The organism is Burkholderia sp. MSMB1588, from assembly GCF_001546925.1.
GTDB classification, from domain to species: Bacteria; Pseudomonadota; Gammaproteobacteria; order Burkholderiales; family Burkholderiaceae; genus Burkholderia; species Burkholderia humptydooensis.
In genome coordinates this window covers 1,087,520-1,114,049 of the sequence record NZ_CM003770.1, presented here as the reverse complement: position 1 = coordinate 1,114,049, position 26,530 = coordinate 1,087,520, and the positions used below count along the sequence as shown (strand labels likewise).

The following is a 26,530-nucleotide window of genomic DNA, read 5'->3' as shown; positions in this document are numbered from 1 at the left end:
CGCCGCCCCTCCGCCCAGTCGGCAACGCCATTTTTGTCGATTGAATTGCGAATGATTCTCAATTACACTTCCTGTTCGTTTTCACGAACTTTTCCTTTCAACCTGCCCGCGCCATAAAGGCGCGCGGGCGCCAGCCAGGTGCACGCGTCACCCAGCCAGCCTCCGGGCTCAAACGTCACTGGGAGACCACACCGTGCATCAACCTCTGTTGGCGCGGCGGCCGCTTCGCGCCGCGCTGTTCGGGGCCTTCGGCCTCTACGCCGCGGCCGCGCGCGCCGCGGGCGCCGCTTCCGAACCCGCAGCCGCCGCGCCGCCGCTCGCCGCGTCCGCGCCGCAAGTGCGGCACGCAACGACCGCCGCCACGCGCGCCGACGCGCACGCGCTCGACCCGATCACCGTCACCGCGACGCGCACCGCATCGGCCGCAAGCCGCACTGCGGCGAGCGTATCGGTGATCACCGATTCGGACCTCGAAGAACAGCAGGCCGACAACATCAAGGACGCGCTGCGCTACGAGCCGGGCGTCACCGTGCGCCGCACCGCGTACCGGCCGGCGAACGCCGCGCTCGGCGGCGGCCGAGACGGCGATTCGAGCATCAACATCCGCGGCCTGGAAGGCAACCGCGTGCTGCTGATGGAAGACGGCATCCGGCTGCCGAGCGCGTTCTCGTTCGGTCCGCTCGAGGCCGGCCGCGGCGATTACGCCGATCTCGACACGCTCGAGCGCATCGAGATCCTGCGCGGCCCGGCGTCGACGCTGTACGGCAGCGACGGTCTGACAGGCGCCGTCAACTTCATCACGAAAAATCCGTCCGATCTGCTGTCAATCTATCGGAAGAAGACCTATTTCTCGTTCCGGCCGAGCTACGACTCGGTCGACCGCAGCGTCGGCGCGGCCGTGGCGGCGGCGGGCGGCAACGACCGCGTGCAGGGGATGCTGATCGCATCCGGCCGCCGCGGCCACGAGGCCGACACGCACGGCGACGACAATTCCGCGAGCACGAAGCGCACGACCGCGAATCCTCAGGACGTCTACACGGAATCGCTGCTCGGCAAGCTGACGATCACGCCGACGTCGCGCGACACGTTCAAGCTCACCGCCGAGACGGTGCGGCGCCGAATCGACACGAACGTGCTGTCGGCGATCAATCCGCCGACGACGCTCGGCCTCGCCGCGAACGACAGGCTCGAGCGCAACCGCTTCAGCGTCGACTACGATTTCCACGACGCCGCCGCGCGCGGGTTCCAGACCGCGCACGTGCAGCTCTACTATCAGGAGTCGAAGCAGGATCAGGACGCGTTCGAGACGCGCGGCGGCGGCCTGCAATCGCGCTCGCGCTCGAACCACTACAGCGAGCGCGCGTTCGGCGGCTCCGCGTTCGCCGAGAGCGGCTTCGCGACCGGGCCGCTCGCGCACAAGCTGCTGTACGGCGTCGACGGCAGCCTCGATCGCATCGAGAGCCTGCGCGACGGCACCATCGCGAGCCCCGGCGAATCGTTCCCGAACAAGGCGTTTCCGGATACCGACTACACGCTGCTCGGCGCGTTCGTGCAGGACCAGATCGGCTTCGGCAAGCTGCTCGTCACGCCGGGCCTGCGCTTCGACGCGTATCGGCTAAGCCCGGCTGCAGGCGATCCGCTCTTCACCGGCAAGACGGTCAGCTCGAGCGATCACGAGCTGTCGCCGCGCGTCGCGGTGCTCTACGAAGTGGCGCCCGCGCTAATTCCATACGCGCAGTACGCGCACGGCTTTCGCACGCCGACGCCCGACCAGGTCAACAACAGCTTCTCGAATCCGATCTATGGCTATACATCGATCGGCAATCCGAACCTGAAGCCCGAGACGAGCGACACGCTCGAAGCGGGCCTGCGCGGCACGCTCGGAACGGGCTACGGGCCGCTGCGCTACAGCGTCGCCGCGTTCGCCGGCCGCTATCGGAACTTCATCTCGCAGCGCACGATCGGCGGCAGCGGCCGGCCGAACGATCCGCTCGTGTTCCAGTACGTGAACTTCGCGAACGCGCGCATCCACGGCTTCGAAGGGCGCGCCGAGTGGGTGATGCCGAACGGCTTCACGCTGAAGAGCGCGATGGCGTTCACGAAGGGCACGACGCAGGACAACGGCGCGGCGAGCGAGCCGCTCGACACGGTCAATCCGTTCTCCGCCGTGTTCGGCGTGCGCTACGAGCCGGGCGAGCGCTGGTTCGCGCAGGCCGACGTGCTGTTCCAGGCGGGCAAGCGCGGCCGCGACGTGTCGTCGGCCGCGTGCCAGAACAAGACGTGCTACACGCCGCCGTCGTCGCTCGTCGTCGACCTGCGCGGCGGCTATCGGTTCAACAAGCACGTGAGCGCCTACCTGGGCATTCACAACCTGTTCGACCGCAAGTACTGGAACTGGTCGGACGTGCGCGGCATCGCCGCCAATTCGAACGTGCTCGACGCATACACCGCCCCGGGCCGCAGCGTCGCGCTCAGCATGAAGGTGGATTTCTGATGCGGCCCGCACGCTTTTTATCCAACCGGTTCGTCCGGCCATCGAGGATCTCCGACATGATGAACACCGCCGCTCCCGCCTCTTCGTCCACCCGCGCGCTCGCGCCCGGCGAACTGCGCGACGCGTTCCTGCATCTGAAAGAAACCCGCAAGCTGCGCAACCGCGACGTCGCGCAACTGCTCGGCGTGAGCGAAGGCGAGGCGCTCGCCGCATTCGCGGGCGAGCGCGTCGTGCGGCTCGAGCCGAGCTTCGTCGAGCTGTTCGAGGAGACGCCGCGCCTCGCCGGCGTGATGGCGCTCACGCGCAACGCGGCCGCCGTGCACGAGAAGGACGGCGCGTTCGATCAGATGAGCCACGACGGCCCGGTCGGCCTCGCGCTCGGCGCGATCGACCTGCGGATCTTCTATCGCAACTGGGCGGCGGGCTTCGCCGTCCACGAGCCGACCGCGCACGGCGTGATGAAGAGCCTGCAGTTCTTCGACGCGCAAGGCGATGCGGTGCACAAGGTCTACCTGCGCAAGCACAGCGATCACGATGCATTCGACGCGTTCGTGTCACGCTGGCGGATGCCCGCGCAATCGCCGACGTTCGCGGTCGAGCCCGCGCCGCGCGCGTGCGCCGAGCGGCCCGACGGCGACGTCGACGCCGCGGGCCTGCGCGCCGCATGGGACGCGATGACGGACACGCACCAGTTCCACGGCGTCGTGCGCCGCTTCGGCGTGTCGCGCACGCAGGCACTGCGGCTCGCCGGCGCGGCGCGCGCGCATCGCGTCGCGACCGACGCGGCGCGGCGCGTGCTGGAGCGCGCCGCGCAGACGCGGCTGCCGATCATGGTGTTCGTCGGCAACCGCGGCATGATCCAGATCCACACCGGCACCGTGACGAACATCCGCCGCATGGGCGCGTGGATCAACGTGCTCGACAAGGATTTCAACCTTCATCTGCGCGAGGATCTCGTCGCGTCCGCATGGGCCGTGAGGAAGCCGACGAGCGACGGCGTCGTCACGTCGGTCGAGCTGTTCGACGCGGCGGGCGACAACATCGCGATGCTGTTCGGCGCGCGCAAGCCGGGGCAGCCGGAACTCGCGGGTTGGCGCGAGCTGGTCGGCGCGCTGCCGAAAATCGATGCGACAGATGGGGCGGATACGGCGGACGCGGCAGACGCGGCCTGCGCGCCCGGCGCGCCCGGCTCAGCCGCCGCCGAGGCCGCGCGATGAGCAAGCCGCCGCGCATCGATGCACGCCGGCGCGCGTGGCTCGCGGGCACGGGCGCGCTCGTGTTCGCGGCCGCGCATCCGGGCGCGTTCGCGCGCGCGCCGGCGAGCGCGCCGCCGAAGCGCGTCGTCGCGATCGGCGGGGCGCTCGCCGAGACGATCTACGCGCTCGGCGGCGCGCGAACCGCACGCTACGAACTCGTCGGCACCGATACCACGTGCACGTATCCGGAGGCCGCGCGCCGGCTGCCGAAGGTCGGCTATCAACGCGCGCTGTCGGCGGAAGGATTGCTGTCGCTGCGGCCCGATCTCGTGCTCGCGTCGGCGGAAGCCGGCCCGTTGGCCGCGCTGTCGCAGCTCACGCGCGCGGGCGTCGCCGTCACGACGTTCGACGAGGCGCACGACGTCGAATCGGTGCGCCGCAAGATTCGCGGCGTCGCCGATGCGCTGTCGCTGCAGGCCACGGGCGACATGCTGCTCGCCCGCTTCGATCGCGACTGGCTCGCGACGCGCGCGGCAGTGGACGCCGCGCCGCCGCACACGCCGCAGCGCACGCCCGCGCGCGTGCTGTTCGTGCTGAACCACACCGGCAACCAGGCGCTCGCCGCCGGCCAACAGACGGCCGCCGACGCGATGATCCGCTATGCGGGCGCGCACAACGCGATGCAGGGATTCGATCACTACAAGCCGCTGACCGCCGAGGCGCTCGTCGCGGCGGCGCCCGACGTCGTGCTGATCTCGGACGAAGGGCTGCGGGCGGCCGGCGGACGCGATGCGCTGCTCGCCGCGCCCGGCTTCGACGCGACGCCGGCCGCGCGCGCGCGGCGCGTCGTGTCGCTCGATGCGCTGTTTCTGCTCGGCTTCGGGCCGCGTCTGCCGCAGGCGGTCGCCGCGTTGCAGCGGCGCTTGAACAGCGTGCTCGCATGAACGCGCGGCTTCGACGGCGTTTCATCCAGCGCGTCGCGGCACGCCGCACCGCACATCGCACATTGGCGATCGTTCGGGTTCCTGAAGTTGTCCTGGCTGCACGCGCTCATTCGGCCAGCGCCAACGCGCATGACATCGCGCGCCGCGCCGCGACGCTTGCCGCCCGGCTCGCGCCGCTTGTCGGCGGCCACCGTGCACGCGCGTCGGCCGTCTCGCCGCCCATCCCGTTCGATTCCTCACGATGAGCCTCGCCGCCCGTTCCCCTTCGGTCGACCCGACGCCCGCCGAGCGCCGTCCGGCGCTCGCCTCGTCGGCCATCGCCGCGCTGCGCCGGCGGCGCGCACGATGGACGCTCGCCGCGCTCGCCGCCACGCTCGCCGCCGCGTCGATCGCCGCGCTCTGCCTCGGCGCGTACCGGCTCTCGCCCGCGCAACTGCTCGACGCGCTCGCCGCGACCGACGCACAGCTCGCGGGCGACGCCGCGCTGCGCCAGGCGCGCGCGGTGCTCGTCGACATCCGCGTGCCGCGCGTCGCGCTCGCGCTCCTCGTCGGCGCCGGCTTCGGCGCGGCCGGCGCGGCAATGCAGGGGCTCTTTCGCAATCCGCTCGCCGATCCGGGCCTGATCGGCGTATCGAGCGGCGCGGCGCTCGGCGCGTCGGCGCTGATCGTGCTCGGCCCGTTCGTCGCGGCGCCGGTCGTGCTCGGCCTGCTGCCCGTCGCCGCGTTCGCCGGCGCGCTCGCGGTCGCGGCGATCGTCTACCGGCTCGCGGTCGCGCGCGGCCGGCTCGCGCTGCCGCTGCTGCTGCTCGCCGGCATCGCGATCAACGCGCTCGCCGGCGCGGCGATCGGCCTCCTCACGTACATCGCCGACGATGTGCAACTGCGCTCGCTGACGTTCTGGAGCCTCGGCAGCGTCGGCGGCGCGCAATGGCGCACGATCGCCGCCGTCGCGCCGTTCGCGCTCGCCGGCGGCGCGCTGCTCGCGCGCGAGCGGCACGCGCTGAACGCGCTGCAGCTCGGCGAAATCGAAGCGATGCATCTCGGCGTGCCGGTGTCGCGCGTGAAGCGGCGCGTGCTCGTCGGAGCCGCGATGTGCGTCGGCGCGCTCGTGTCGTGCACCGGCGCGATCGGCTTCATCGGGCTCGTCGCGCCGCATTGCGTGCGGCTCGCGGCCGGCCCCGATCAGCGGATCGTGATGCCGGGCGCGGCACTTTTCGGCGCGCTGCTCGCGGTGGCCGCCGATCTCGCCGCGCGAACGCTCGCCGCGCCGGCCGAGATTCCGCTCGGCATCCTCACCGCGCTGATCGGCGCGCCGTTCTTTCTCGCGCTGCTAAGGAAGCGGCGCGGCGCGTTGGGAGCATGACGTTGCGCACGCAACCAGATCGTCCGCGCGCGTCAAGCATCCTGCCGCGTCAAGACATTCGCCGCCCCAATTCCAAACGGGAACGCGCGCAGCCTTTCTCGACCCGCCGCGCCGCCGCGCGAACCGACATCCGACCGAACGCCATGCTGACTGCCGAACACCTTCACGTCGCGCGCGACGGCCGCGTCGTCCTCGACGATCTGTCGATCCGGATCGCGCCCGGCTGCGTCACCGCATTGCTCGGCCGCAACGGCGCGGGCAAGAGCACGCTGCTCGGCGCGCTCGCGGGCGACCTGCCGGCCGGCGGCCGCGCGCGCGGCGCGACGGTGCGCGGCGACGTCTCGCTGAACGGCGAGCCGCTTCACGCGATCGACGCGACGCGCCTCGCGCGGCTGCGCGCGGTGCTGCCGCAGGCCTCGCGGCCCGCGTTCGCGTTCGGCGCGCGCGACATCGTGCTGCTCGGCCGCTACCCGCACGCGCGCCTCGCGGGCGCACTCGCGCGCGAGGACGGCGAGATTGCGTCGCAGGCGCTCGCGCTCGCCGGCGCATCGACACTCGACACGCGCGACGTGACGACGCTGTCGGGCGGCGAGCTCGCCCGCGTGCAGTTCGCGCGCGTGCTCGCGCAGCTCTGGCCGTCGGCGGACGCGGCACGCGCGCCGCGCTACCTGCTGCTCGACGAACCCACCGCCGCGCTCGACCTCGCGCACCAGCATCAATTGCTCGACACGGTTCGGCGCCTGTCGCGCGACTGGCGCCTCGGCGTGCTGACGATCGTCCACGATCCGAATCTCGCCGCGCGCCATGCGGATCGCATCGCGATGCTCGCGGGCGGCGCGATCGTCGCCGACGGCGCGCCCGCCGACGTGCTGCGCCCCGCGCTGATCGAACGTTGCTACGGCTTTCGCGTGCGGCTCGTCGATGCGGGCGACGGCGCCGCGCCCGTCATCGTGCCCGCCTGAGCGGCCAATGAGCGGCCAATGAGCGGCCAATGAGCGACTACAGCGCGCGCGGCGGCGGCGTCAGCCGGCGTCGGCCGTGTGAAACGCCTTCAACCGCCAGCCGCGCCGCACGGCGAGCATCCGGAGCGAGAATCCCGCGGCCAGCGCGGCGACGGTCGCGAAACCTTCCGCGGCGCCGACCGCCTTCATGCCGACATACAGCCCGCCCGTCAGCAGCGCGACGCTCGCGTACAGCTCCCTGCGCAGCACGAGCGGCATCTCGTTGCAGAGCAGATCGCGCAGCATCCCGCCGCAGACGCCGGTGATCGCGCCGGCGAGCACGATCACGACCGGGCTGCCGTTTACGGTCGCCGCGACGTCGCAGCCGATGATCGAGAACGCCGCGAGCCCGAGCGCGTCGACGGCCGTGAACAGCGACTTCAGCCGCGCGACGTGCGTCGCCGTCATCGACGCGAACGTCGCCGCCGCGAGCGTCAGCAGCAGGTATTCGGGGTGCGCGACCCAGGTCAGCGGATAGCGGCCGAGCAGCACGTCGCGCACGGTGCCGCCGCCCAGCGCGGTCACCGCGCCGACGAGCGCGAGACCGAACCGGTCCATCCCGCGCCGCATGCCCATCAGCGCGCCCGACATCGCTTCGGCGACGATCGCGATCAGGTAGAGCGTATGCATGTGCGCCTGCCCTCAGTCTTCGGTGCGGAACAGTTCGAGCACGCGCGCGCGCTCGGCCGCGTCGACGGCGGGCGGCGTCGGCACGCGCGCCGCGCCGGTCGCGCTGGCCGGCGCGTCGCCGTCCGCCGCTCCCCGCCGCGCCGCGTCGCACGCGAACGGGCTGCGCACGAATGGCGGCAGCGACGGCGAGCACTTGCCGCCGCCCGCATATTCGGCGTAGATGAAATCGCCGTCGACGAGCGCGACGTCCGCGGGCGGCGTGCGCTCGATCGCGCCGCGGCCGTCGATCGCGGTCTTCATGTAGTCGACCCACACGGGCAGCGCGGCCGACGCGCCCGTCGCGCGGCCGAGGCTGCGCGGCGTGTCGTAGCCCATCCAGACGACCGACACGACGCCGGACGAATAGCCGGCGAACCACACGTCCTTCGAGCCGTTCGACGTGCCGGTCTTGCCGGCCGCGTCGGCGCGCTTGAGCGCGACCGCGCGGCGCGCGGTGCCATGCGCGACGACGTCGCGCAGCATGCTGTCCATCACGAACGCGTTGCGCTCCGAGATGGCGCGCACGCCGGCCGGCGGCCGCGCGTCGAACAGCACGCCGCCCTGCCGCTGCCGGACCGATTCGATCAGGCGCGGCTCCATGCGCACGCCGCCGTTCGCGAACACGCCGTAGGCGGTCGCGACCTGCAGCGGCGTCGCCGAGCCCGCGCCGAGCGCGAGCGGCAGCGACGCGGGATTGCGCAGCGGCTCGAAGCCGAAGCGCGCCGCGTGCTGCTGGACGAAATCCGGCTGCGCGACCTGCATCAGGCTCACCGCGACGAGGTTCTTCGAGCGCATCAGCCCGCGCCGCACCGGAATGAAGCCTTCGTAGTGATTGCCGAAATTGCGCGGCCGCCACGGGTTCGCGCCCGTCTCGTCGCGCGACAGCGTGCGCTGCGTGTCGTCGATCAGCACGCCGGGAAACATCCCTTTCTCCAGCGCGGCCGAATAGACGAACGGCTTGAAGCTCGAGCCCGGCTGCCGATACGCCTGCAGCGCGTGGTCGAACACGTTGTGCGAGAAATCCGCGCCGCCCGAGAGCGCGAGGATGTCGCCCGTCGCCGCGTCGACCGACACGAGCGCGCCTTCGAGCGCGTCCTTCGCGTCCTTCGCGTCGCGCCTGCCGCCAAGCTTGAGCCCGCGCGCGAGCGCCGCGTCGGCTGCGCGCTGGTCGCGCATCGCGATCGTCGTCGTCACGTCGAGGCCGAGCGTGTACGCGTCGTCGTGGAAGCGCTCGACCATCATCCGGCGCGCACGCTCGGCGACGTACGGCGCGGCAAGGATGCCGGGCGGCGGCGTGGTCGCGAGCGCGACCGGCGCGTCGACGGCCTGCCGGTATGCGGCTTCGTCGAGATACCCGAGCGCGCGCATGCGGCCGAGCACGTAGTCGCGGCGCGTCGTCGCGCGCGCCGGATTGACGACCGGATTGAACGCGGACGGCGCCTTCGGCAGGCCGGCGAGCACGGCCGCCTCGCCGGGCGTGAGCGCATCGAGCGGCTTGCCGAAGTAGACCGACGCGGCGGCCGCGAACCCGTACGCGCGCTCGCCGAGGTAGATCTCGTTCATGTACAGCTCGAGCAGCTTGTCCTTGCTGTACGCGCGCTCGAGCTTGTACGACATCAGGATCTCGGCGAGCTTGCGGCTCAGCACCTTGTCGCGCGTCAGAAAGAAGTTGCGCGCGACCTGCATCGTGATCGTGCTGCCGCCCTGCCCCGGCTGGCCGGTGACGACGTTCGCGACCGTCGCGCGCGCGAGCCCGCCGATATCGACCGCGCCGTGCGCATAGAACTGCGCGTCCTCGGCCGCGAGCAGCGCGTGCCGCACGAGCGGCGGGATGCGTTCGAGCGGCACGAACTCGCGGCGCTCGACGCCGTATTCGGCGAGCAATTCGCCGTCGCGAGAGAAGATCCGCAGCGGCAGCGCCGGCCGGTAGACGGCGAGCGGCTCGACGGAAGGCAGCTCCGTCCAGATGCGATGCAGCGTCCACGCGCCGACCGCGCCGCCGGCGATCGCCGCGCCGAGCACGAGGCCCGCGAGCGTGCGGAAATAGCGGCGGCGGCGCTTCGGTGCAGGCCCTCGAGGCGGCGTCGGCGGGGTTTGCCGCGACGGGTTCGGCGTGTGATCGGTCATGTCGAAATCCTTCCTTTGCAGATGCGGCGTGCGGCGCCGCGCGGATGTTGCAGCGCACGATGCGCACGCGCGCATTGTCCGGGGAGGATTCCGATGTCGGTACAATATTTAGCTTAAATTGATTACACTAAATTTTATTTAGGATGCCGGTTCAGCCGGCGCAAAGCGAGCGACAGATGACGATCGATCCGAAACAGGCGGCGGCGCTCGTCGCCGTCGCCGATACCGGCAGCTTCGAGCAGGCGGCGGCGCGGCTGCACGTGACCGCGTCGGCCGTCACGCAGCGCGTGCGCGCGCTGGAAGCGAACCTCGGTGCGCCGCTCTTGCTGCGCACGCGGCCGTGCCGGCCGACGCCCGCCGGCCAGCGCGTGCTGCAGCATCTGCGCCGCATGGCGCTGTTGCAGGCGGATCTGCAGGCCGAGCTCGAAGCCGAACGCGGCTCGACGATCGCGGTCGCGATCGCGCTCAACTCGGACAGCCTCGGCTCGTGGTTCCTGCCGGCGCTGACCTCGGTGCTCGCCGGCGAGCGGGTGCTGTTCGAGCTGATCGTCGAGGATCAGGAGCACACGTTCGCGCTGCTCGAAAGCGGGATGGCGATCGGCTGCGTGACGACGCAGAGCAAGCCGATGCGCGGCTGCTTCTCGACGCCGCTCGGCACGATGCGCTACCGGCTGATCGCCGCGGAGGAATTCGCCGCGCGCTGGTTCCCGCAGGGCTTGACGCGCGAGAGCGCGCGCGACGCGCCCGTCGTCGCGCACGGCCGGCGCGACACGCTGCAATCGTCGTTTCTGCGCGACAAGCTCGGCCTGCCGGACGGCGCGTTTCCGTGCCACTACGTGCCGGGCACGCACGCGCACTTCGCCGCCGTGCGGCACGGGCTGGGCTATGCGATGGTGCCCGAGCTGCTGCTCGGCACGGCGCCGCTCGCCGGGCAGCGGCTCGTCGATCTCGCGCCCGCGCATTCGACCGACGTGTCGCTGTACTGGCACGCGTGGACCGTGCAGTCGCCGAAGATGGAATCGCTGTCGTCGCGGGTCGTCGAGGCCGCGCAGCAACTGCTCGCGCCGCTGCCGCGCGGCGCCGCGAAGGCGGCCGCGCGGCCCGCGGCGGCGGCCGTCAGGCGCGCGAGCGCGCGAAGTACGCGCTGATCGCCGCGACGGCCGTGTCGATGTCCTCACGCGACACGTCGCAATGCGTGACGAAGCGCGACGCATACAGCATCTGCGTGAGGATGCCGCGCTCGTTGAGCCACGCCTCGAGCGGCGCGCAATCGGCTTCGGGAATCTGCGCGAACACCATGTTTGTCGCCTGCGACAGCACCTTCACCGGCTCGATCCGCGCGAGCCCTTGCGCGAGGCGCTCGGCGTTCGCGTGATCGTCGGCGAGGCGCTCGACGTTGTGATCGAGCGCGTACAGGCACGCGGCCGCGAGCACGCCCGCCTGGCGCATGCCGCCGCCCAGCACCTTGCGCCAGCGGTGCGCGCGGTCGATCAGCGCGCGGCTGCCGACGAGCACCGAGCCGACCGGCGCGCCGAGCCCCTTTGAGAAGCAGATCGAGATCGAATCGAACGGCGCGCACAGCTCGGCGAGCGTGCGGCCCGACGCGACGGCCGCGTTGCACGCGCGCGCGCCGTCGAGATGGGTGGCGAGCCCGCGGCTGCGCGCGAGCGCGACCGCCTCGTCGACGTAGCCCGCCGGCAGCACCTTGCCGCCGATCGTGTTCTCGAGCGCGAGGAGGCGCGAGCGGGCGAAGTGATCGTCGATCGGCTTGATCGCTGCCGCGATCTTCTCGAGCGGCAGCGTGCCGTCCGGGGCGTTCTCGATCGGCTGCGGCTGGATGCTGCCGAGCACCGCCGCGCCGCCGCCCTCGTACTTGTACGTGTGCGCGGCCTGGCCGACGATGTATTCGTCGCCGCGTCCGCAATGCGACATCAGCGCCGCGAGGTTGCTCTGCGTGCCGCTCGGAAAGAACAGCGCCGCCTCCTTGCCCGCGCGCTCGGCGACCACGGCCTGCAGGCGCGCGACGGTGGGGTCGTCGCCCCATACGTCGTCGCCCACTTCGGCGGCCGTCATCGCGGCCAGCATCGGCGCGCTCGGGCGCGTCACGGTATCGCTGCGTAAATCGATCATCTGGGGTCCCGTGGGAGTCTAGTCGAAGAAGGAACATCCGCCGTGCGGCGAAGCGGAGTGTTCGAGTGTACGAAATTGCGCGTCGCGCCGCCGGGCGCGGCTGAAGCGGCCGCGCTCGCGCCGCGCGGACGCCTTCGCCGCAGCGCGGTCAATTGACGCAGGCGCGTCAACCCGCCGCGCCCGCGACTATCACACAAAATCGCTTCAAACTTGATACCAATCAACGATTTAAGTCGACAAAGCGCTTGCCAGCGCTGGACATCTGCGACGAGTTGGCGCATTTCGCACCGCAACACCGAGCGCGATACTCCGTTCCGACTCTAGAGCCGCGGCCTTGCGCGCGCGGCGCAGGGGCCGCCGGCAGCCCCGCCGGCGGGTGTCGTCAGCTTCGGTCTACTCGCATGGAAACCGCTTTTTCGGCCCTCGATCTGGCCCGCGTGCAGTTCGCATTCACAGTCTCCTTCCATATCGTCTTTCCCGCACTGAGCATCGGGCTCTCGAGCTTCGTCGCCGTGCTCGAATACCGCTGGCTCAAGACCGGCAAGGCGTACTACAAAAGCCTCTGCCTGTTCTGGTCGAAGATCTTCGCGGTCGCGTTCGGCATGGGCGTCGTGTCCGGCGTCGTGATGGCGTATCAGTTCGGCACGAACTGGTCCGGCTTCTCGAGCTTCGCCGGCTCCGTCACCGGCCCGCTGCTGATGTACGAGGTGATGACCGCGTTCTTCCTCGAAGCGGGCTTCCTCGGCATCATGCTGTTCGGCTGGAACCGCGTGAGCCCGCGCGCGCACTTCGGCGCGACGCTGATGGTCGCGATCGGCACGCTGATCTCGACGTTCTGGATTCTCGCGTCGAACAGTTGGATGCAGACGCCGCAGGGCTTCGAGATCGTCGACGGCCAGGTCGTGCCGACCGACTGGTTCGCGATCATCTTCAACCCGTCGTTCCCGTACCGGCTCGCGCACATGGCGATCGCCGCGTTCGTCGTCGCCGCGCTCGTCGTGGCCGCGACGGCCGCGTGGCACCTGCTGAAGGGCCGCCGCGACAGGGCCGTGAAGAAGATGTTCTCGATGTCGCTGTGGCTCTTGCTCGTGCTCGCGCCGCTGCAAGCGGTGATCGGCGACCAGCACGGCATCAACACGCTGCGCCATCAGCCCGCGAAGCTCGCCGCGATCGAGGGCCTGTGGGAAACCGAGCAAGGCGGCACCGCGCTGAACCTGTTCGGCATCCCCGACATGAAGGCGGAAACCACGCGCTACGCGGTGTCGATTCCGCATCTCGGCAGCCTGATCCTCACGCATAGCTGGGACGGCGAGATTCGCGGGCTGAAGTCATTCCCGCCCGAAGACCGGCCGAATTCGACCGTCGTGTTCTGGAGCTTCCGGATCATGGTCGGGCTCGGCTTCGCGATGATCGGCCTCGCCGCGCTCGCGTGGCTGCTGCGCCGGCGCGGCCGCCTCTATGAAGCGAAGTGGTTCCAGAAGTTCGCGCTCGCGATGGGCCCGACGGGTTTCATCTCGCTGCTCGCCGGCTGGGTGACGACCGAAGTGGGCCGCCAGCCGTGGGTCGTCTACGGCGTGATGCGCACGTCGCACGCGGTGTCGCCGCTGTCGACGCAGCAGGTCAGCGTATCGCTGATGACGTTCGTCGTCGTGTACTTCCTCGTGTTCGGCACGGGCGTCTACTACCTGCTGAAGCTGATGAGAAAGGGCCCCGCGCTGCCGGGCGACACGCCCGACGATGCGCACGACGCGCGGCCCGGGCACACCGCCCGCCGCCCGCTGTCGGCCGCGAACCAGTTGATCGACGCCGCGTGAAGCCGGCGCGCCAACAAGCCAAGCGAGGTTAGCAAATGGATGTCACCGTAATCTGGGCCGCGATCATCGCACTCGGCCTGTTCATGTATGTCGTGCTCGACGGCTTCGATCTGGGCATCGGCATCGTGTTTCCGTTCTTCCCCGCCGAACACGAGCGGGATCTGATGATGAACACCGTCGCGCCCGTGTGGGACGGCAACGAGACGTGGCTCGTGCTCGGCGGCGCGGCGCTCTTCGCGGTGTTCCCGATCGTCTATTCGATCGTGCTCTCCGCGCTCTATCTGCCGCTCGTGTTCATGCTCGTGTGCCTGATCTTCCGCGGCGTGTCGTTCGAGATCCGCACGAAGGCGCGCCGCACAAAGCACCTGTGGGATCTCGCGTTCATCGGCGGCTCGACGGGCGCGACGTTCTTCCAGGGCGTCGCGCTCGGCGCGTTCCTGCAAGGCATCCCGGTCGACGGCGGCCGCTTCGCGGGCGACGCGTTCGGCTGGCTCACGCCGTTCAGCCTGCTCACGGGCCTGGGGCTCGTCGCGACCTATGCGCTGCTCGGCTGCTGCTGGCTCGTCGCGAAGACGGAGGGCGACCTGCAACGGCGGCTGCATCGCGTCGTGTGGCCGCTCACCGTGGTGCTGCTCGGCTTCATCGCGGTGGTGAGCCTGTGGACGCCGCTGCAGGACACGAGCATCGCGCAGCGCTGGTTCGCGACGGGGCTGTTCTGGCGGCTGCTGCCAGTGCCGTTCCTCGTCGCCGCGTGCGCGGTGCTGATGCGCCGCGCGGTGCGCGAGCGCCACGACACGACGCCGTTCGCGCTCGCGCTCGCGCTGGTGTTCCTCGGCTACGTCGGGCTGCTCGTGAGCCTGTGGCCATATGCGATTCCGCAAGGCATGACGCTGTGGGAAGCCGCGGCGCCGCGTTCGAGCCAGACGTTCACGCTGATCGGCGCGGCCGTCATCATCCCGATCATCCTCGCGTACACGACGATGGGCTATTGGGTGTTCCGTGGAAAGGTGCGCCATGAAGACCAGCATTACGACCACCACTGAGCCGCGCGCCGTCGCGCGCGGCACGCGGCTGCCGGGCTGGATGTGGTTCGGGCTGCTGTGGATGGGCGGCGTCGCGGGCGCGGTGACGCTCGGTTATGCGTTCAAGCTGTTCATGTATGCGACGCTGTTTGCGGTGAAGTAGGCGCGGGGCGGGACGGAGCGGCGGCATGTGCTCGACACGCGCGCCGCCAGCCGCAAGCTCAGGAACGCCGGCCGAGCGCCTCTTCGATCTTCTTGTCGGTCTTGTACTGGCTGAGCGCGTACACCGACCAGATCGCGGCAGGCAACCAGCCGATCAGCGTGATTTGAAGAATCAGGCAGATGATGCCCGCGAACGGGCGGCCGATCGTGAAAAACTGCAGCCAAGGCAGCAGCAAGGCGAGCAGAAGACGCATCGTGATTTCCTCTTGGTCGGATTGCCGATGATCGAAATTGATCGGCGGGTAGATGGTGACGCGGCGCCGGATTTCAAGTCCGGCGCCGCCGGCCTGCGCTCGGGACCACCCGCGATCGTTATAGCAGATCGTGGCCTCATGCTGCGGTCTCGTAAAGCAGGCCGTATTCCCCCCTCGTTCGTTTTATTCGCGCGAAACCAGGTTCTCCCAAATGCATGCCGGCGATCAAAAGCCCCTCCGAGCTGACCATGTCCAGAAGCCGCGATCGCGTGGTAGCTGCCTGGGACGAGTCTTGATCGAATGCAATCGATACGTCCGGCCGTTTAATCTGGATGTGAGGAAAATGAACGATATCCCCCCAGACAAGAAGGCCCTGATCACCGGATTCGAGGACATATCCAGTGTGTCCATCCGTGTGTCCCGGTAGCGGCATTGCCCTGATACCGGGCAACACTTCTCCTTCATCGAAAGTACGGAGCCTGTCGCTGTAGCCGTCGAACACTTGACGCGCTATCAGGAAGTTACCGCGGGCCCGCTCGCTGGCACGACTCAGATTTCCATCATCCTGCCAAAATTTGATCTCTCGTTGATGAGCAACCAGTTCCGCATTCGGAAAGGCAACTTGTCCGGCCGTATTCACCAGCCCCCCGACATGGTCGGGATGGGCGTGTGTGAGCAGGATTGTGTCGATCGTGGATGGTTCGATGCCAGCAAGCAATAAATTGGTCTTCAGGCGGCCGCCCCATTGCTTGATGCCCCCAGCCCCAGCGTCGATGAGAATCGTGTGGCCCGCTCCGCGCACCACGTAGCAGTTGATATGCACAGCGGAAGGCTCCTTCTGCCCTGCGTCACTCTGCATTCTGGAAGCCTCGGACGTGTCGATATTCGAGAGGAAGTCGAGGCTGGCGGTGAGGTAGCCATCGCTGATTGCGGTAATCGTGAAATCCCCAGCCTGCTGGCTTGGAAAGGTAACGGTGGACACGATTCTTCTCCAGACCTGCTAATTTCGGGCGTGAATGCTCGACGCGGCGTAACCAAAACAACGGATGCGCGCCGCAAGACCCGTGCGGCGAACGATGGCGTTCTCCAGGGCTTCCATGAACTGGTTCATGACCGGGGGCGTGCGAAACGACTCAAGGCGATATTGGACTTCCGCGAAAACGGGATGCCCATGTCCGTGCCGAACATCCACATAGATGACGTGAACGTTCTTGAGTTCTGCTTTAAGGACATTCGTACAGAGTTTGACGCAGTCGCTGGAAAGCCCGACCAGGCTCTCATCAGACGGCATGTGTTCCGCATGAATATGGAAAGTCACGTTTGGCATCGCTGACCTGTTTTTTCCTGCTCTGTCGAAAGGGTGCGGGAGCTTGTCAGTTGTTCCGCCATCGGCGAGTAAAGGTAAAGGTCTTCCGAGATGTTCTCGACAAGCTGAGCGTTGCTCCGGGGCAGTACTGCGAGCCAACGGCGCTCCGGAAACTTTGCCAGCGCAACGGCTTGCATGGCCAACGGCTTTAGGCCCATCCGGATCAGGGGATCGGGGCCGCTCGCACAAAGCACGAGGAGTTCGTCTGCATTGACCGCCGGCGCGAGGCCGATATCGCTGTAGAGATTTCGGCGCCAGTCGGTGATGTGTTGCTGCCACCTCGCGAAATTGCCGCCGCCTTTCTGGCGATATTCCTCCCCGGTCAGGACGTCGAGACCGTCAATCGTGTGGGCGGCCAGGTAGACGGGGCAACCATCGCTTATCGATCTGAAGCGCTGCGACGTGTGAAAGCCCGTAACCGAGACGAGGGCGGGCAGCTTTTCAAGGCTATAGAAGTCGTTCCATTCGGCTTCGCTGTTGGGGTCGGCGAAGCTGCATTCCACGGTATAGATCATCAGATTGTCCTTCGTGACAGATGAGCATCCTGCTGCGAACGCTGCATGTTCATTGCAGTAACGTAATGGTAATCTGATATTTCCAGCGTAAATATCGACATAAAGTCAGCCTTCAGTGATGTTTTCTCAAGCTGGCGTCGAATACATCCTGATCGGCGAGACTCCAATGCGACGCAAAATTCCAAGCAACTCCGCCCTCCTGGCCTTTGAGGCCGCGGCTCGACACGGAAGCTTCGCCCGCGCCGCGGAGGAACTGGCGCGGACCGAGGGCGCCGTCAGTCGTCAGATAGGCCGGTTGGAGGCGTTTTTGGGTGTTGCGTTGTTCGAGCGCGTTGGAAATCGGGTACGGCTTGCACCCAACGGCACGCGATACGCGGTGCAGGTGCGTGAGATTCTGGATCGGCTGGAACGGGACAGCCTATATTTGATGGGGCAGCCCGTCGAGGGCGCGAGCATTGATATCGCCGCAATTCCGACCTTCGCCACCCGTTGGCTTATCCCCCGACTGAAGCATTTTCAAAATCGGCACCCGAACATTACCGTGCATATCGCCGAACGTATGGAACCCTTCCTGCTTGCCGGTAGCGGTTTCGACGCGGCAATTCATTTTGAGCATCCCGCATGGGCGGGTATGCATCTACATCACCTGCTGGAGGAGGTGCTTGTGCCCGTCTGCAGTCCGGCGCTCCTCAAGGACGCCGATGCGAACACGTCGCTGGATGCGCTGCCACGCCTTCACAGGCGACAAAATCCGGACGCCTGGCAGATTTATGCACAAGCGTCCGGCATCGTGCTTGCCAATTCGGCGGTTGGCCCACGGTACGATCTCCATTCCATGCTGATAGAGGCGGCGCTAGCCGGCTTGGGTGTTGCATTGGTGCCGCGTCTTTACGTCGGGACAGAGCTTGAACAAGGCCGTTTGGTCGCGCCCTGGCCAGACGGCAAAGCGATTACCAAGAACTTCTGCCTCGTTCTTCCCGAGCCGATCGCATTGAGTGAGGGGCCACTACAGGCATTTGCGAAATGGATTCTTGGCGAAGCCCGAGGCTTGACGCCTTAAAGCAGCGTCTGACGCTCGTCACAAGACAGCCATCCCTCATCTGCCCGCGCACAAAAAACCTTCGGGCAGTGCAATGGCTGCTCGCCTTCAACCAGCCCGAATCGCTGAACGTGTGGCCGATTCTCGCCGCGGACGGCGAGCCCTACCGCATCGCCCCGGCCGTGTGGCCGTCGAGCGGCGAGACGCCCAGGCAGCTCGCGCTCGATGGCGCGGGCATCGCCTGCCTGTCGGATTTCATGACCGGGCAGGATCGCGCATCGGGGCGCCTCGTGCAGATCCTCGCGCGCCACACGCAGGACATGCGGGGCGACGTCACGCCGCGAGCCGCGCCTCGACGTCCGCGATCAGGCGCTCGAGCCACGCGCGCAGCGCGCCGTTCGACATCGCGAGCGGCAACGAATACGCGATGATCCAGTAGACGTCGCCTCGCCGCACCTTCGACGCGCGCGCCGGATCGAGCCACGCGTCGTTCGACGCGAGCAGCGCGAGCGTCCGCAGGCCGATCGCGATCGGCCAGAAACAGGCGAGCCGCAAGCGCGGCGCGCGGCGCGGAATCGCGAACGTGTAGTCGATGCCCGCGCGGAAATGCGCGAGCGTCGTGCGCACGAGCGCATGCATCAGCGGCCGCGCGCGCAGCGATGCGTCCGGGCGCAGCAGGTCGTCCGCGCGCAGCCCGTATTCGTCCAGCATCGCCTGCGGCAGATAGCAGCGGCCGATCCGCAGATCCTTCCCGCAGTCGCGCAGCACGTTGGTCATCTGCAGCGCCTTGCCGAAACGGATGCCGCGCTCGGCCATCGTGTCCTCGCGCTCGGTCAGCAGGCCGGGCAGATGCGCGCACGTCATCGTCGTCCAGAACTCGCCGACGCAGCCGGCGACGAGGTACGTGTAGCGATCGAGCTCCGGCCATTCGCGCAGCGCGGCGAGCCGGCCCGACGATTCGTCGGGGAACGTGCGCAGATCGAATTCCATCCCTTCGGTGAGCGTCGTCACGACGCCGCGCACCGCGCCGCGATCGGCCACGCCCAGTTGCGACAGCACCGCGAGCGCGGGGCCGAGCGATTCGAGCAGCGTTTTCTCGTCCGATTGCGTCTGCTGCCCCGCGACTTCGCCCGCGATCCGCGCGAGCGCGTCCGGATCGGGCGCGCCGTTGACCTGCGCGCGCAGCGACAGCAGCAGTTCGAGCCGCTGCGCGGGCGGGATCAGCGACGTGTCGGCGATCGTGTCGGCCGCGCGCGCGAGCAGGTACGCGAGGCCGATCGGGTCGCGCATGCCTTCGGGAAGCACGCGCAGCGTCAGATAGAAGGAGCGCGAGACGCCCTTCAGCAGAGGGCCCAGCAGAAAGGCCCGGGTGGGATTGCCCATGGATCGGATCAGGTCGGTCATACGAGTGGCTGCCGCATTGTATCGGCAAACGCGCGCGGGCCGCCCGGCAATGCGTACAATCGCATCCTTTCCTGCAAAAGGTGACCGCGATGGCGATGAAGAAAACCGATCTCGAAAAGAACAAGGCGTTGAAGCTGACGCACGCGATGAAGCAGACGACGTCCGCGCGCTTCGGCAAGGGCGCCGAAGAAGCCGCAGCCGATCGCCGCGAGCGGCGCAAGCTCGAGCAGGCGCAGGGTCTCGTGCCGTTCGCGTGCAAGCTCAACATCGAGCTCGTCGCGCGCCTGAACGAACGGGCGGCCGCGCATCCGGACGGGATGACCGGATTGCTGACCGAGCTGTTGCAGCGCGGCCTCGACGAAACCGCGAAGTAACCGGCGGGCGCGCCACACGGCACGCGCGGCACGCACGACACGCACGGCGACGTTGCGCAGGGCCGCCGCCGAATTTTTCGGCCTATGCTGAAGACGGCGTTGCCGCGAAACCCCTCGCGCCGAATCTTCGAATACAGGAGTGCCGTGATGAATCTCCCCGTCCTGCGCGTCGCCCGGCCGACCAACGACATCGACACACTCGTGCGCTTCTATACGCAGGCGCTCGGCTTTGACGTCGTCGCCCGCTTCGAGCATCACGAAGGCTTCGACGGCGCGATCGTCGGCCGCGCCGGCTATCCGTGGCAAATCGAATTCACGCATCAGCACGGCGTGACGGTCGCGCGCGCGCCGAGCCCCGAGCATCTGCTCGTTTTCTATCTTCCCGAGCGCCCCGTGTGGGCTGAGGCAGTCGAACGGATGCTCGCGCATGGCGCCACGCCGTGCCGCTCGGTGAATCCGTACTGGGATCGCAAAGGCGTGACGTTCGAAGATCCGGACGGCTATCGAATCGTCCTGCAGAACGCGCAGCCGGGCTGAGCGCTCGCGCGCGATCGCCAATCGCGTCCGCGCGCCGATACAAATTCTCACAACTTCACCGCGCCTCTCGTCGCGCACGCGTCGCGCGCCGCGGCTCGCATCGACAGACAAACGAAAGCGGCACGTCACGACACATTCGCAATCCGCGTGCAGATTGCGGCTCCGGGTGGGACACAGCCGTACTAACGATGAGGTCAACGATGAAAAGCAACAGTAAGCAGTTCGAAATCGGCGCATGGCTCGGCGCGTGCGCGCTCGCATTCGCGAGCGTAGCTTCGGCCGCCACCGTGCAGGATCGGGATCACGACAGCCGCCTCGCCGATGCGAAGCGCGTGCTGCTGGTCAGCATCGACGGTCTGCACGAGCAGGACGTCGCGCGCTGCATCGGCGCGAACACGTGCCCGAATCTCGCGCTGCTCGCGAAGTCGGGCGTCACGTACACGAACGCGCACACGCCGGGCCTGTCGGATTCGTTTCCGAGCCTGGCCGCGCTCCTGACGGGCGGCTCGCCGAAGAGCGCGGGCCTCTTCTACGACGTGTCCTACGACCGCACGCTGTACGCGCCGTCTGATACGACGTGCTCGGGCAAGCAAGGCTGGAACGTCGTGTTCGACGAAACGACCGGCATCGACGCGCAGAACGGCGGCGCGCTCACGCATCTCGACGGCGGCGGCGCGTTCAATCCGCAGGCGATCCCGCACGCGCGCGTGAACGGCCAGTGCGTGAGCGTCTATCCGCACAACTACGTGAAGACGAACACGGTGTTCGAAGTCGTCAAGGAGCACATCCGCGGCTCGCGCACCGCGTGGGCGGACAAGCACGCATGGGGCTACGACTGGGTGAACGGCCCGTCGGGCAAGGGCGTCGACGATCTCGCGCGCACCGAGATCAACTCGATCGACCCGGCGACGAGCACCAACTACACCGACATCTATACGCATACCGAAAAGTTCGACGACTACCACGTGCAGGCGATCGTCAACCAGATCGACGGCAAGAACTCGACGGGCAACGCGGCCGCGCCCGTGCCGACCGTGTTCGGCACGAACTTCCAGACGCTGTCCGTCGCGCAGAAGGCGACGGTGGCATCGGGCGGCGGCTATCTCGACGCGAGCTTCACGCCGGGGCCGGAAGTCGCGAACGCGATCGCGTACGTCGACGGCGCGCTCGGCCGCATCGTCGCCGAGCTCAAGCAGCGCGGGCTGTACGACTCGACGGTCGTGATCGTCACCGCGAAGCACGGCCAGTCGCCGACCGATCACACGAAGCTCGTGAAGCACGGCGACACGCTGACTGCGCTCCTCGAAGCGAACAACTTCCTCGACCCGAACGGCAACTTCGGCCAGAACAACACCACGTCGGGCAACCTGAACGACGGCACGGGCCTCGTCGGCACGGGCTTCGTGCAGACCGACGACGTCGGCCTCGTCTGGCTGCGCGACCAGAGCCAATTGAGCGCGGTCGTCGCGAAGCTGAAGGCGAACCTCGGCTGCAACGCGCCGGGGATCTGCGCGGACGGCCCGCAGGCATACATCCTGTATGGCCCGAGCGTCGCCGCGCGCTTCGGCAATCCGGCGCTCGGCCGCACGCCGGACATCGTCGTGCAGCCGAACCCGGGCGTGATCTACACGTCGAGCAAGAAGAAGGATGAAGAGCATGGCGGCAACGCGCCGGACGACAGCCACCTCGGCCTCGTCGTGTCGTACGCGGGCTTCCGCCAGGGCCGCACGATCGACGCGCCGGTGCTGACGACGCAGGTCGCGCCGACGATCCTGCGCTCGCTCGGGCTCGAGCCGCGCCTGCTGCACGCGGTCGCGCTCGAAGGCACGCGCGTGCTGCCGGGCCTCGGCCTCGACCGCTGAACGAGCGCCGCGAGGCGCGCGACGCCTCGCTATCCCTCTCCCGCTCAAAGCCCGCGCCACAGGCGGCCCGCGAAGCCGCGCGCGGCAACGAAAGTGTGTGAAGTCGTCGGCGATCGTGCGAAAGTGCACACGGACGGGCGCCGCCCCATCGTTGCCGCCCGGCGCGGCGTCTATCGCGCCGCAGCATTTTTTTTCGGGTTGGCGTCCGACTATTGTCATGCGATAACGGGATCGTCCTTATCCGGAGCATCACGATGGCCACGCTGGAAGCCTTCCGCTGCGTGCTCGACGACGCGCGCACGCCCGAGATCATCCGTCATCACATCATCGATGCGCTGCAATACGCGCTGCGCAATTACGGTCAGGTGTTCACTGCGAAGGAAGTCGAGTGGCTGACCGCGTGGGACGACCCGCGCATCCCGCTCGCCGCGCGCAAGGAGCTCGACAAGCGCGATCCGGTCGCCGCCGCGCGCTGACGGCGCACGGCGTCACTTCAGGCCGAAGTCGACGCGCGTCGTCGCCCCCTTGTCCTCGATGCCCTTCGCGTCGAGCTTCGGCGCGACGATGAACATCCGGCTCGGGTCGACCTTGCCCTCCAGATACTGGCGCACCGCCTGCGCGCGCGCCTGCGCGAGCGCGCGCAGGCTCGAGTCGTCCACGCTCGCGTGATCGGCGAGCGCCTTCCTCATGTCGTCGTCGGGCAGCGTCTTCGTCAGGCCGATCATGTTGCGCGGCTTCTTGAAATCGGCCGCCTTGTACGCCTTCGTCAGGTACTTCGTGTACTCGGCGGGATCGACCTTCACCGTCACCGGGTCAACGCTCTCGCCCTGGCCGACCACGTCCTTCAGCTTCTGCTGCCGCACGAGCCGCTCGACGTACGCGTCGCGCAGCCCCGGCAGGTCCTTGTCCGGATCGACGCGGCCGATCAGGTCGAGGCGGATCGACGGCTTTTCCGCGAGCATCTTCGAGATCGTGTCGAGCTTCTTCTGCGACGCATCGGACAGGTTCGCGCGGCCCGGATCGAACTCGACGTAGCCGAGCTCCTCGCCGCTGCCGCCGAACGCGTGCGCGAGCAGCGTGAACGGCGAGGTGACCGCCTTCGCGATCAGGTTCAGCACCGCGCGCCAGATCAGCCCGCCGATGCTGAACTCCGGATTCGACAATGATCCGGACACCGGAATGTTCACGTCGATCTCGCCGCGCGAGTTCTTCAGCAGCGCGATCGCGAGCCGCACCGGCAGCTTCGTCGCGGTGTCGTTGTCGACGTGCTCGCCGAACGTCAGTTGATCGATGAAGATGTGGTTGTTCGCGGTCAGCAGATCGTTGTCGAGCTTGTAATTCAGATCGACGTTCAGCTTGCCCTTCGTGATCGGATAGCCCGCGTACTTCGCCGAATACGGCGTCAGGTTCGTGAGCTCGATGTCGTGCGCGGTCGCGGTCAGGTCGAGCGACGGCTTCCCGATCAGCGGATTCACCGTCCCCTTGATCGTGATCGGGCCGTTCCCGGCGAGGTTCGCGTTGACGTCGACGGGCGCGGGCGTCGTCGAATCGGTGCCGAACGCGCCGACCGTGCCGTTGATCGCGACGAGGTTCGCCGTGTAGTTCGGCTTGATGAAGTTGTCGGTGTACGTGACGCGGCCGCTTTGCAGCAGCAACTGGCCGAAGTGCAGCCGCACCGGGTGCTGCGGCGGCGCGGCCGCGCGCACGACCGCGCCGCCCGACGCGGGCGATGCCGCGGCCGACGCGAGCACGGGCGCCGACGCGGCGCTCGCCGCCTTCGCCTGCGGCGTGAGCGGTATCGGCTCCTTGCCGCTCGCGTCGCGCGTGAGCGACTGCGCGGGGCCGCTTTCCTTCGCGACGACCTCGCGCAGGTTCAGCTTGCCTTGCGCGTCGAGCAGCACGCGGCCGTAGAAGTTCGAGAACGTCACGCGCGACGCGTCGACGTCGGTGCCGCGCACGTCGTCGTAGTTCGCCTTCAGGTTCGAGAGCGCGAGCGAGCGCCAGCCGGCGAACGGATCGGACGTCGCCTTGTCGAGCATCCGCACGTCGACGAGCGCCGCGTCGCCGCGATACGACGCCTTCATCGACTGCCTCGTCCGCTCGACGCTCAGATCGCCCTTCGCATTCAGCAGCGCGCTCGCGACCGTCGCGTTCAGCATGCTGCCGAAGTACGGCTCGAACGCGGCCGCGTCGAGCCGGTTGCCGTTCAGCTTCAGGCCGACCTTCAGCGGCGAGCCCGTCACGTTGCCCGACAGGTCGAGCGAGCCCTTGCGGTTCAGCGTCGCCGTCAGCTTGACGGGCAACGGTTTCGACAGGTCCTCGCTGATCTGCCTGACGTTCAGCGCGAGCGGCGCGATCGCGAGCTTCACGGGGTGCGGCGTCGAGCGGTCGGTGAAATTCGCCTTCGCGTCCTTCACGTTCAGCTCGTCGATCCTGTAGCGCCATGCGGGCGCGGCCGCCTTCGTCGACGCGGCCGGCTTCGCGCCCGCTGCCTTGCCGCCTTCGCCCGCAAGCGACGCGAGGTCGATCTGGCCGTTCTGCAGCCGCGCGACGTCGAGCGCGAGGCCCGTCGCGTCGACGCTCGCGATCTCGGCGGTGCGCGCGGCGAAATCGATCTTCGTCACCTTCACGCGCGCGTCGGGCAGCGCGACGGCCGGCGTCTTCGCGTTCGGCAGCGCGATCCTCAGCGATTTCAGGCCGAGCTCGCTGTCGCTCACCTGCGCGTCGAGCGGCGTTTTCGACCAGTCCGCCTTCGCTTTGACCGACGTGCTGAGCGCGCCGTCGAGCACGCGCGCGGACGTCGCGCCCGCGAGATACGGCTGCACGACGGGCAGCGCGAGCGCGTCGACGACGAGCAACGTGTCCGCCTGCCGCGCGGCGAGGCTGAACGCGCCCTCGGCCTTCAGCGAGCCGCCGCTCGCGACGTCGGTCGCGAGCGTGTAGCGCGCGGGCGTCTTGCCTGCGAGCGTGAAGTCGGCGAGCGTCGTCGCGACGTGCCTGAGCGAGATCGCGGCGGGCGTCGCGAGCGACGCGTCGTTCAGGTTCAGCGTGCCGTCGTTGATCGCGAAGCGCTTGATCGTCAGATCGAGCGGCTGCGCCTTCCCGGCGGCGGCGCTCGCGGCGGCGGCGCGCGACGCAGCCGGCGCGCCGTTCGCGCCGCCCGCGAGCTTCATCACGTTCAGCACGCCCGCCTTGTCGCGCGCGAGCGATACGACCGGCTGGTCGATCCGGATGTCGTCGAAATGCAGCACGTTGCGCAGCGGCTCGAGCTGCGCGGCCGCCACGTGCACCGCGTGCGCGGCGAAGAGCGGCTCGTTCGCGCGGCTCGTCACCTGCGCGTCGTTCAGGTCGACGGTGCCCGATACGCGCAGCGAAGGCGTGTCGCCCGCCATCGCGAATTTCACGTCGAGATCGCTCGACAGCCTGCCCGCGCGCACGTCGACGGGCAGCTTCGTCGGCGCATACGACAGCAGGCGCGGCATGTCGAGCCCGTCGAACTTCAGGTTGATCGACGATTCGCGCGACTGCGCGAACGGCTTCGTCTTGCCGTCGATCGCGATCGGGCTGCCGTCGAGGCGCGCGCGCAGCTTCGGCTCGACGAAGATGTCGGTCTTCGACGGCAGCGTCGCGATGAACGGAATGCCGACCGTCCATTGGTCGACCACGTGCTTCGCGTTCAGCAGCCGGTCGTCGAACTCGATGCGGCCGTCGTTGATCTGGATGTTCGACACTGAGAAGCGCACAGGCTTCGGCGACGGCTGCGGCGACGGCTTCGAGAACTTGTCGACCAGATCGGTGAAGTTCAAGCGCTGCGCATCGTAGCGGACGATCCGAAAGCGCGGCTGATCGAGCCGCACCTCGTCGACGATCGGCGCGAAGCGCGCGAGCGACGTCCACGACGCGCGCACGACGAGCTTGCCGATGTCGACGAACCCGCCCTGCCCGCCGCGCTCGCCGACATGCACGCCGTCGGCCTCGAGCCGCAGCGTGTAGGGATTGAACGCGATGCGCGCGATCGTCGCGGGGCGGTCGAGCTGCTCGCTCAACTGCTGCTCGGCGACGTGCCGGATCAACGGCGGCGCGGCGAAAAAGCCGAGCAGCCCGAACACCACGAGGAAGATCAGCACGCCGATGCCGGTGCGCTTCGCGCGGCGCGACCGGGCGGCTGCGCCGAGCTGTTGCAAGGTCGATTGGACGGTTTCTTTGTTGAATGCCATTACGGAACTGAATCGCCGTCGAAACGGCAGCGAGGAAATC

Annotated in this window: 24 protein-coding genes and 2 pseudogenes; 17 read left to right on the top strand and 9 right to left on the bottom strand. The window is 68.4% G+C overall.

The window, feature by feature from the left end:
* Nucleotides 1–208 precede the first annotated feature (208 nt).
* From WS92_RS04550 to WS92_RS04530, 6 genes are all read left to right on the top strand, one after another.
* Entirely contained in the window at nucleotides 209–2,494 is a 2,286-nt protein-coding gene (locus WS92_RS04550) for a TonB-dependent hemoglobin/transferrin/lactoferrin family receptor (RefSeq protein ID WP_041861974.1), read from the top strand.
* A gap of 56 nt (nucleotides 2,495–2,550) precedes the next feature.
* The gene (locus WS92_RS04545; RefSeq protein WP_059933301.1) at nucleotides 2,551–3,711 is read left to right on the top strand and encodes a hemin-degrading factor; all 1,161 of its coding nucleotides are present in this window, start codon (nucleotides 2,551–2,553) and stop codon (nucleotides 3,709–3,711) included.
* Nucleotides 3,708–4,634 carry a heme/hemin ABC transporter substrate-binding protein gene (locus tag WS92_RS04540; RefSeq protein ID WP_015602662.1) on the top strand — a complete coding sequence of 309 codons (927 nt, stop codon included), beginning with the start codon at nucleotides 3,708–3,710 and terminating at the stop codon, nucleotides 4,632–4,634. Before WS92_RS04545 ends, WS92_RS04540 begins: the two co-directional genes overlap by 4 nt.
* Entirely contained in the window at nucleotides 4,631–4,879 is a 249-nt protein-coding gene (locus tag WS92_RS31040; RefSeq protein ID WP_082743833.1) for a hypothetical protein, read from the top strand. Before WS92_RS04540 ends, WS92_RS31040 begins: the two co-directional genes overlap by 4 nt.
* A complete protein-coding gene (locus WS92_RS04535) occupies nucleotides 4,876–5,997 on the top strand; it encodes a FecCD family ABC transporter permease (RefSeq protein WP_059933303.1) in 1,122 nt (373 codons plus the stop codon). Before WS92_RS31040 ends, WS92_RS04535 begins: the two co-directional genes overlap by 4 nt.
* Before the next feature lie 143 nt (nucleotides 5,998–6,140).
* On the top strand, nucleotides 6,141–6,959 hold the full coding sequence (locus WS92_RS04530; protein ID WP_059933306.1) for a heme ABC transporter ATP-binding protein: 819 nt from the start codon (nucleotides 6,141–6,143) through the stop codon (nucleotides 6,957–6,959).
* A 60-nt stretch (nucleotides 6,960–7,019) separates the two neighbouring features.
* On the opposite strand, the gene WS92_RS04525 is transcribed toward WS92_RS04530, so the two are convergent.
* Together WS92_RS04525 and WS92_RS04520 are read right to left on the bottom strand one after the other, a co-directional pair.
* A complete protein-coding gene (locus WS92_RS04525; protein ID WP_059933309.1) occupies nucleotides 7,020–7,628 on the bottom strand; it encodes a trimeric intracellular cation channel family protein in 609 nt (202 codons plus the stop codon).
* 12 nt (nucleotides 7,629–7,640) lie between these two features.
* Nucleotides 7,641–9,794 (bottom strand): penicillin-binding protein 1A, encoded by a 2,154-nt coding sequence (locus WS92_RS04520; protein WP_059933649.1) that lies wholly within the window; start codon nucleotides 9,792–9,794, stop codon nucleotides 7,641–7,643.
* Between WS92_RS04520 and WS92_RS37100 the strand changes: the two are divergent.
* Together WS92_RS37100 and WS92_RS04515 are read left to right on the top strand one after the other, a co-directional pair.
* Nucleotides 9,783–9,974 (top strand): annotated as a pseudogene (locus WS92_RS37100) (hypothetical protein). The gene WS92_RS04520 and the pseudogene WS92_RS37100 overlap by 12 nt on opposite strands.
* A complete protein-coding gene (locus WS92_RS04515; RefSeq protein WP_059933652.1) occupies nucleotides 9,971–10,942 on the top strand; it encodes an HTH-type transcriptional regulator ArgP in 972 nt (323 codons plus the stop codon). Before WS92_RS37100 ends, WS92_RS04515 begins: the two are co-directional and overlap by 4 nt.
* On the opposite strand, the gene ltaE is transcribed toward WS92_RS04515, so the two are convergent.
* Entirely contained in the window at nucleotides 10,911–11,924 is a 1,014-nt protein-coding gene (ltaE, locus tag WS92_RS04510) for a low-specificity L-threonine aldolase (protein WP_059933312.1), read from the bottom strand. The genes WS92_RS04515 and ltaE overlap by 32 nt on opposite strands.
* A gap of 401 nt (nucleotides 11,925–12,325) precedes the next feature.
* Between ltaE and WS92_RS04505 the strand changes: the two genes are divergently transcribed.
* Genes WS92_RS04505 through WS92_RS31030 form a run of 3 tightly spaced genes read left to right on the top strand, consistent with a single transcriptional unit; the run spans nucleotide 12,326 to nucleotide 14,923 of the window.
* Nucleotides 12,326–13,738, top strand: a complete 1,413-nt coding sequence (locus WS92_RS04505; protein WP_009914212.1) for a cytochrome ubiquinol oxidase subunit I — start codon at nucleotides 12,326–12,328, stop codon at nucleotides 13,736–13,738.
* 35 nt (nucleotides 13,739–13,773) lie between these two features.
* Nucleotides 13,774–14,781 (top strand): cytochrome d ubiquinol oxidase subunit II, encoded by a 1,008-nt coding sequence (gene cydB, locus WS92_RS04500; protein WP_059933315.1) that lies wholly within the window; start codon nucleotides 13,774–13,776, stop codon nucleotides 14,779–14,781.
* On the top strand, nucleotides 14,753–14,923 hold the full coding sequence (locus WS92_RS31030; RefSeq protein ID WP_015604075.1) for a hypothetical protein: 171 nt from the start codon (nucleotides 14,753–14,755) through the stop codon (nucleotides 14,921–14,923). The genes cydB and WS92_RS31030 overlap by 29 nt, the downstream gene beginning before the upstream one ends.
* Before the next feature lie 58 nt (nucleotides 14,924–14,981).
* On the opposite strand, the gene WS92_RS04495 is transcribed toward WS92_RS31030, so the two are convergent.
* The 4 genes from WS92_RS04495 to WS92_RS04480 form a co-directional block, all read right to left on the bottom strand.
* Complete coding sequence (locus WS92_RS04495; protein ID WP_009914210.1) at nucleotides 14,982–15,176, bottom strand: YqaE/Pmp3 family membrane protein; 195 nt, start codon at nucleotides 15,174–15,176, stop codon at nucleotides 14,982–14,984.
* Nucleotides 15,177–15,312: 136 nt separating this feature from the next.
* Nucleotides 15,313–16,158, bottom strand: a complete 846-nt coding sequence (locus WS92_RS04490; protein WP_059933318.1) for an MBL fold metallo-hydrolase — start codon at nucleotides 16,156–16,158, stop codon at nucleotides 15,313–15,315.
* A gap of 18 nt (nucleotides 16,159–16,176) precedes the next feature.
* Nucleotides 16,177–16,503 (bottom strand): hypothetical protein, encoded by a 327-nt coding sequence (locus tag WS92_RS04485; protein WP_059933321.1) that lies wholly within the window; start codon nucleotides 16,501–16,503, stop codon nucleotides 16,177–16,179.
* On the bottom strand, nucleotides 16,491–17,057 hold the full coding sequence (locus WS92_RS04480) for a hypothetical protein (protein ID WP_059933324.1): 567 nt from the start codon (nucleotides 17,055–17,057) through the stop codon (nucleotides 16,491–16,493). Before WS92_RS04480 ends, WS92_RS04485 begins: the two co-directional genes overlap by 13 nt.
* 166 nt (nucleotides 17,058–17,223) lie before the next feature.
* Between WS92_RS04480 and WS92_RS04475 the strand changes: the two genes are divergently transcribed.
* Both WS92_RS04475 and WS92_RS36345 read left to right on the top strand, forming a co-directional pair.
* On the top strand, nucleotides 17,224–18,117 hold the full coding sequence (locus WS92_RS04475; protein WP_059933655.1) for a LysR substrate-binding domain-containing protein: 894 nt from the start codon (nucleotides 17,224–17,226) through the stop codon (nucleotides 18,115–18,117).
* 77 nt (nucleotides 18,118–18,194) lie between these two features.
* Nucleotides 18,195–18,419, top strand: a pseudogene (locus WS92_RS36345) (LysR family transcriptional regulator); the annotation flags it as partial.
* A gap of 10 nt (nucleotides 18,420–18,429) precedes the next feature.
* Here the strand turns inward: WS92_RS36345 and WS92_RS04470 are convergent.
* Complete coding sequence (locus WS92_RS04470) at nucleotides 18,430–19,500, bottom strand: phytoene/squalene synthase family protein (protein ID WP_082743834.1); 1,071 nt, start codon at nucleotides 19,498–19,500, stop codon at nucleotides 18,430–18,432.
* Nucleotides 19,501–19,589: 89 nt separating this feature from the next.
* Here WS92_RS04470 and WS92_RS04465 point away from each other — a divergent pair, with 89 nt between their 5' ends.
* The 4 genes from WS92_RS04465 to WS92_RS04450 all read left to right on the top strand — a co-directional run bounded on the left by WS92_RS04465 (nucleotide 19,590) and on the right by WS92_RS04450 (nucleotide 22,749).
* A complete protein-coding gene (locus WS92_RS04465; RefSeq protein WP_009914203.1) occupies nucleotides 19,590–19,874 on the top strand; it encodes a hypothetical protein in 285 nt (94 codons plus the stop codon).
* 147 nt (nucleotides 19,875–20,021) lie between these two features.
* Nucleotides 20,022–20,411, top strand: coding sequence for a VOC family protein (locus tag WS92_RS04460; protein WP_015603896.1), 390 nt, complete (start codon nucleotides 20,022–20,024; stop codon nucleotides 20,409–20,411).
* Nucleotides 20,412–20,611: 200 nt separating this feature from the next.
* Nucleotides 20,612–22,273, top strand: coding sequence for an alkaline phosphatase family protein (locus WS92_RS04455; protein WP_059933329.1), 1,662 nt, complete (start codon nucleotides 20,612–20,614; stop codon nucleotides 22,271–22,273).
* Nucleotides 22,274–22,527: 254 nt separating this feature from the next.
* Complete coding sequence (locus tag WS92_RS04450; RefSeq protein WP_006029072.1) at nucleotides 22,528–22,749, top strand: hypothetical protein; 222 nt, start codon at nucleotides 22,528–22,530, stop codon at nucleotides 22,747–22,749.
* 12 nt (nucleotides 22,750–22,761) lie between these two features.
* On the opposite strand, the gene WS92_RS04445 is transcribed toward WS92_RS04450, so the two are convergent.
* A complete protein-coding gene (locus WS92_RS04445) occupies nucleotides 22,762–26,490 on the bottom strand; it encodes a DUF748 domain-containing protein (protein ID WP_059933332.1) in 3,729 nt (1,242 codons plus the stop codon).
* Nucleotides 26,491–26,530 lie beyond the last annotated feature (40 nt).

Bases quoted from the DNA above. Each gene is read 5' to 3' on its own strand.
- WS92_RS04465 (WP_009914203.1), top strand. From the start codon at position 19,590: ATGGCGATGAAGAAAACCGATCTCGAAAAGAACAAGGCGTTGAAGCTG.
- WS92_RS04535 (WP_059933303.1), top strand. From the start codon at position 4,876: ATGAGCCTCGCCGCCCGTTCCCCTTCGGTCGACCCGACGCCCGCCGAG.
- WS92_RS04470 (WP_082743834.1), bottom strand. From the start codon at position 19,500: ATGACCGACCTGATCCGATCCATGGGCAATCCCACCCGGGCCTTTCTG.
- WS92_RS04505 (WP_009914212.1), top strand. From the start codon at position 12,326: ATGGAAACCGCTTTTTCGGCCCTCGATCTGGCCCGCGTGCAGTTCGCA.
- WS92_RS04485 (WP_059933321.1), bottom strand. From the start codon at position 16,503: ATGCCAAACGTGACTTTCCATATTCATGCGGAACACATGCCGTCTGAT.
- WS92_RS04530 (WP_059933306.1), top strand. From the start codon at position 6,141: ATGCTGACTGCCGAACACCTTCACGTCGCGCGCGACGGCCGCGTCGTC.
- WS92_RS04520 (WP_059933649.1), bottom strand. From the start codon at position 9,794: ATGACCGATCACACGCCGAACCCGTCGCGGCAAACCCCGCCGACGCCG.
- WS92_RS31030 (WP_015604075.1), top strand. From the start codon at position 14,753: ATGAAGACCAGCATTACGACCACCACTGAGCCGCGCGCCGTCGCGCGC.
- WS92_RS04450 (WP_006029072.1), top strand. From the start codon at position 22,528: ATGGCCACGCTGGAAGCCTTCCGCTGCGTGCTCGACGACGCGCGCACG.
- WS92_RS04455 (WP_059933329.1), top strand. From the start codon at position 20,612: ATGAAAAGCAACAGTAAGCAGTTCGAAATCGGCGCATGGCTCGGCGCG.
- WS92_RS04445 (WP_059933332.1), bottom strand. From the start codon at position 26,490: ATGGCATTCAACAAAGAAACCGTCCAATCGACCTTGCAACAGCTCGGC.
- WS92_RS04460 (WP_015603896.1), top strand. From the start codon at position 20,022: ATGAATCTCCCCGTCCTGCGCGTCGCCCGGCCGACCAACGACATCGAC.
- WS92_RS04540 (WP_015602662.1), top strand. From the start codon at position 3,708: ATGAGCAAGCCGCCGCGCATCGATGCACGCCGGCGCGCGTGGCTCGCG.
- WS92_RS04545 (WP_059933301.1), top strand. From the start codon at position 2,551: ATGATGAACACCGCCGCTCCCGCCTCTTCGTCCACCCGCGCGCTCGCG.
- WS92_RS04495 (WP_009914210.1), bottom strand. From the start codon at position 15,176: ATGCGTCTTCTGCTCGCCTTGCTGCTGCCTTGGCTGCAGTTTTTCACG.
- WS92_RS04475 (WP_059933655.1), top strand. From the start codon at position 17,224: ATGCGACGCAAAATTCCAAGCAACTCCGCCCTCCTGGCCTTTGAGGCC.
- WS92_RS04480 (WP_059933324.1), bottom strand. From the start codon at position 17,057: ATGATCTATACCGTGGAATGCAGCTTCGCCGACCCCAACAGCGAAGCC.
- WS92_RS04525 (WP_059933309.1), bottom strand. From the start codon at position 7,628: ATGCATACGCTCTACCTGATCGCGATCGTCGCCGAAGCGATGTCGGGC.
- WS92_RS31040 (WP_082743833.1), top strand. From the start codon at position 4,631: ATGAACGCGCGGCTTCGACGGCGTTTCATCCAGCGCGTCGCGGCACGC.
- WS92_RS04515 (WP_059933652.1), top strand. From the start codon at position 9,971: ATGACGATCGATCCGAAACAGGCGGCGGCGCTCGTCGCCGTCGCCGAT.
- cydB (WP_059933315.1), top strand. From the start codon at position 13,774: ATGGATGTCACCGTAATCTGGGCCGCGATCATCGCACTCGGCCTGTTC.
- ltaE (WP_059933312.1), bottom strand. From the start codon at position 11,924: ATGATCGATTTACGCAGCGATACCGTGACGCGCCCGAGCGCGCCGATG.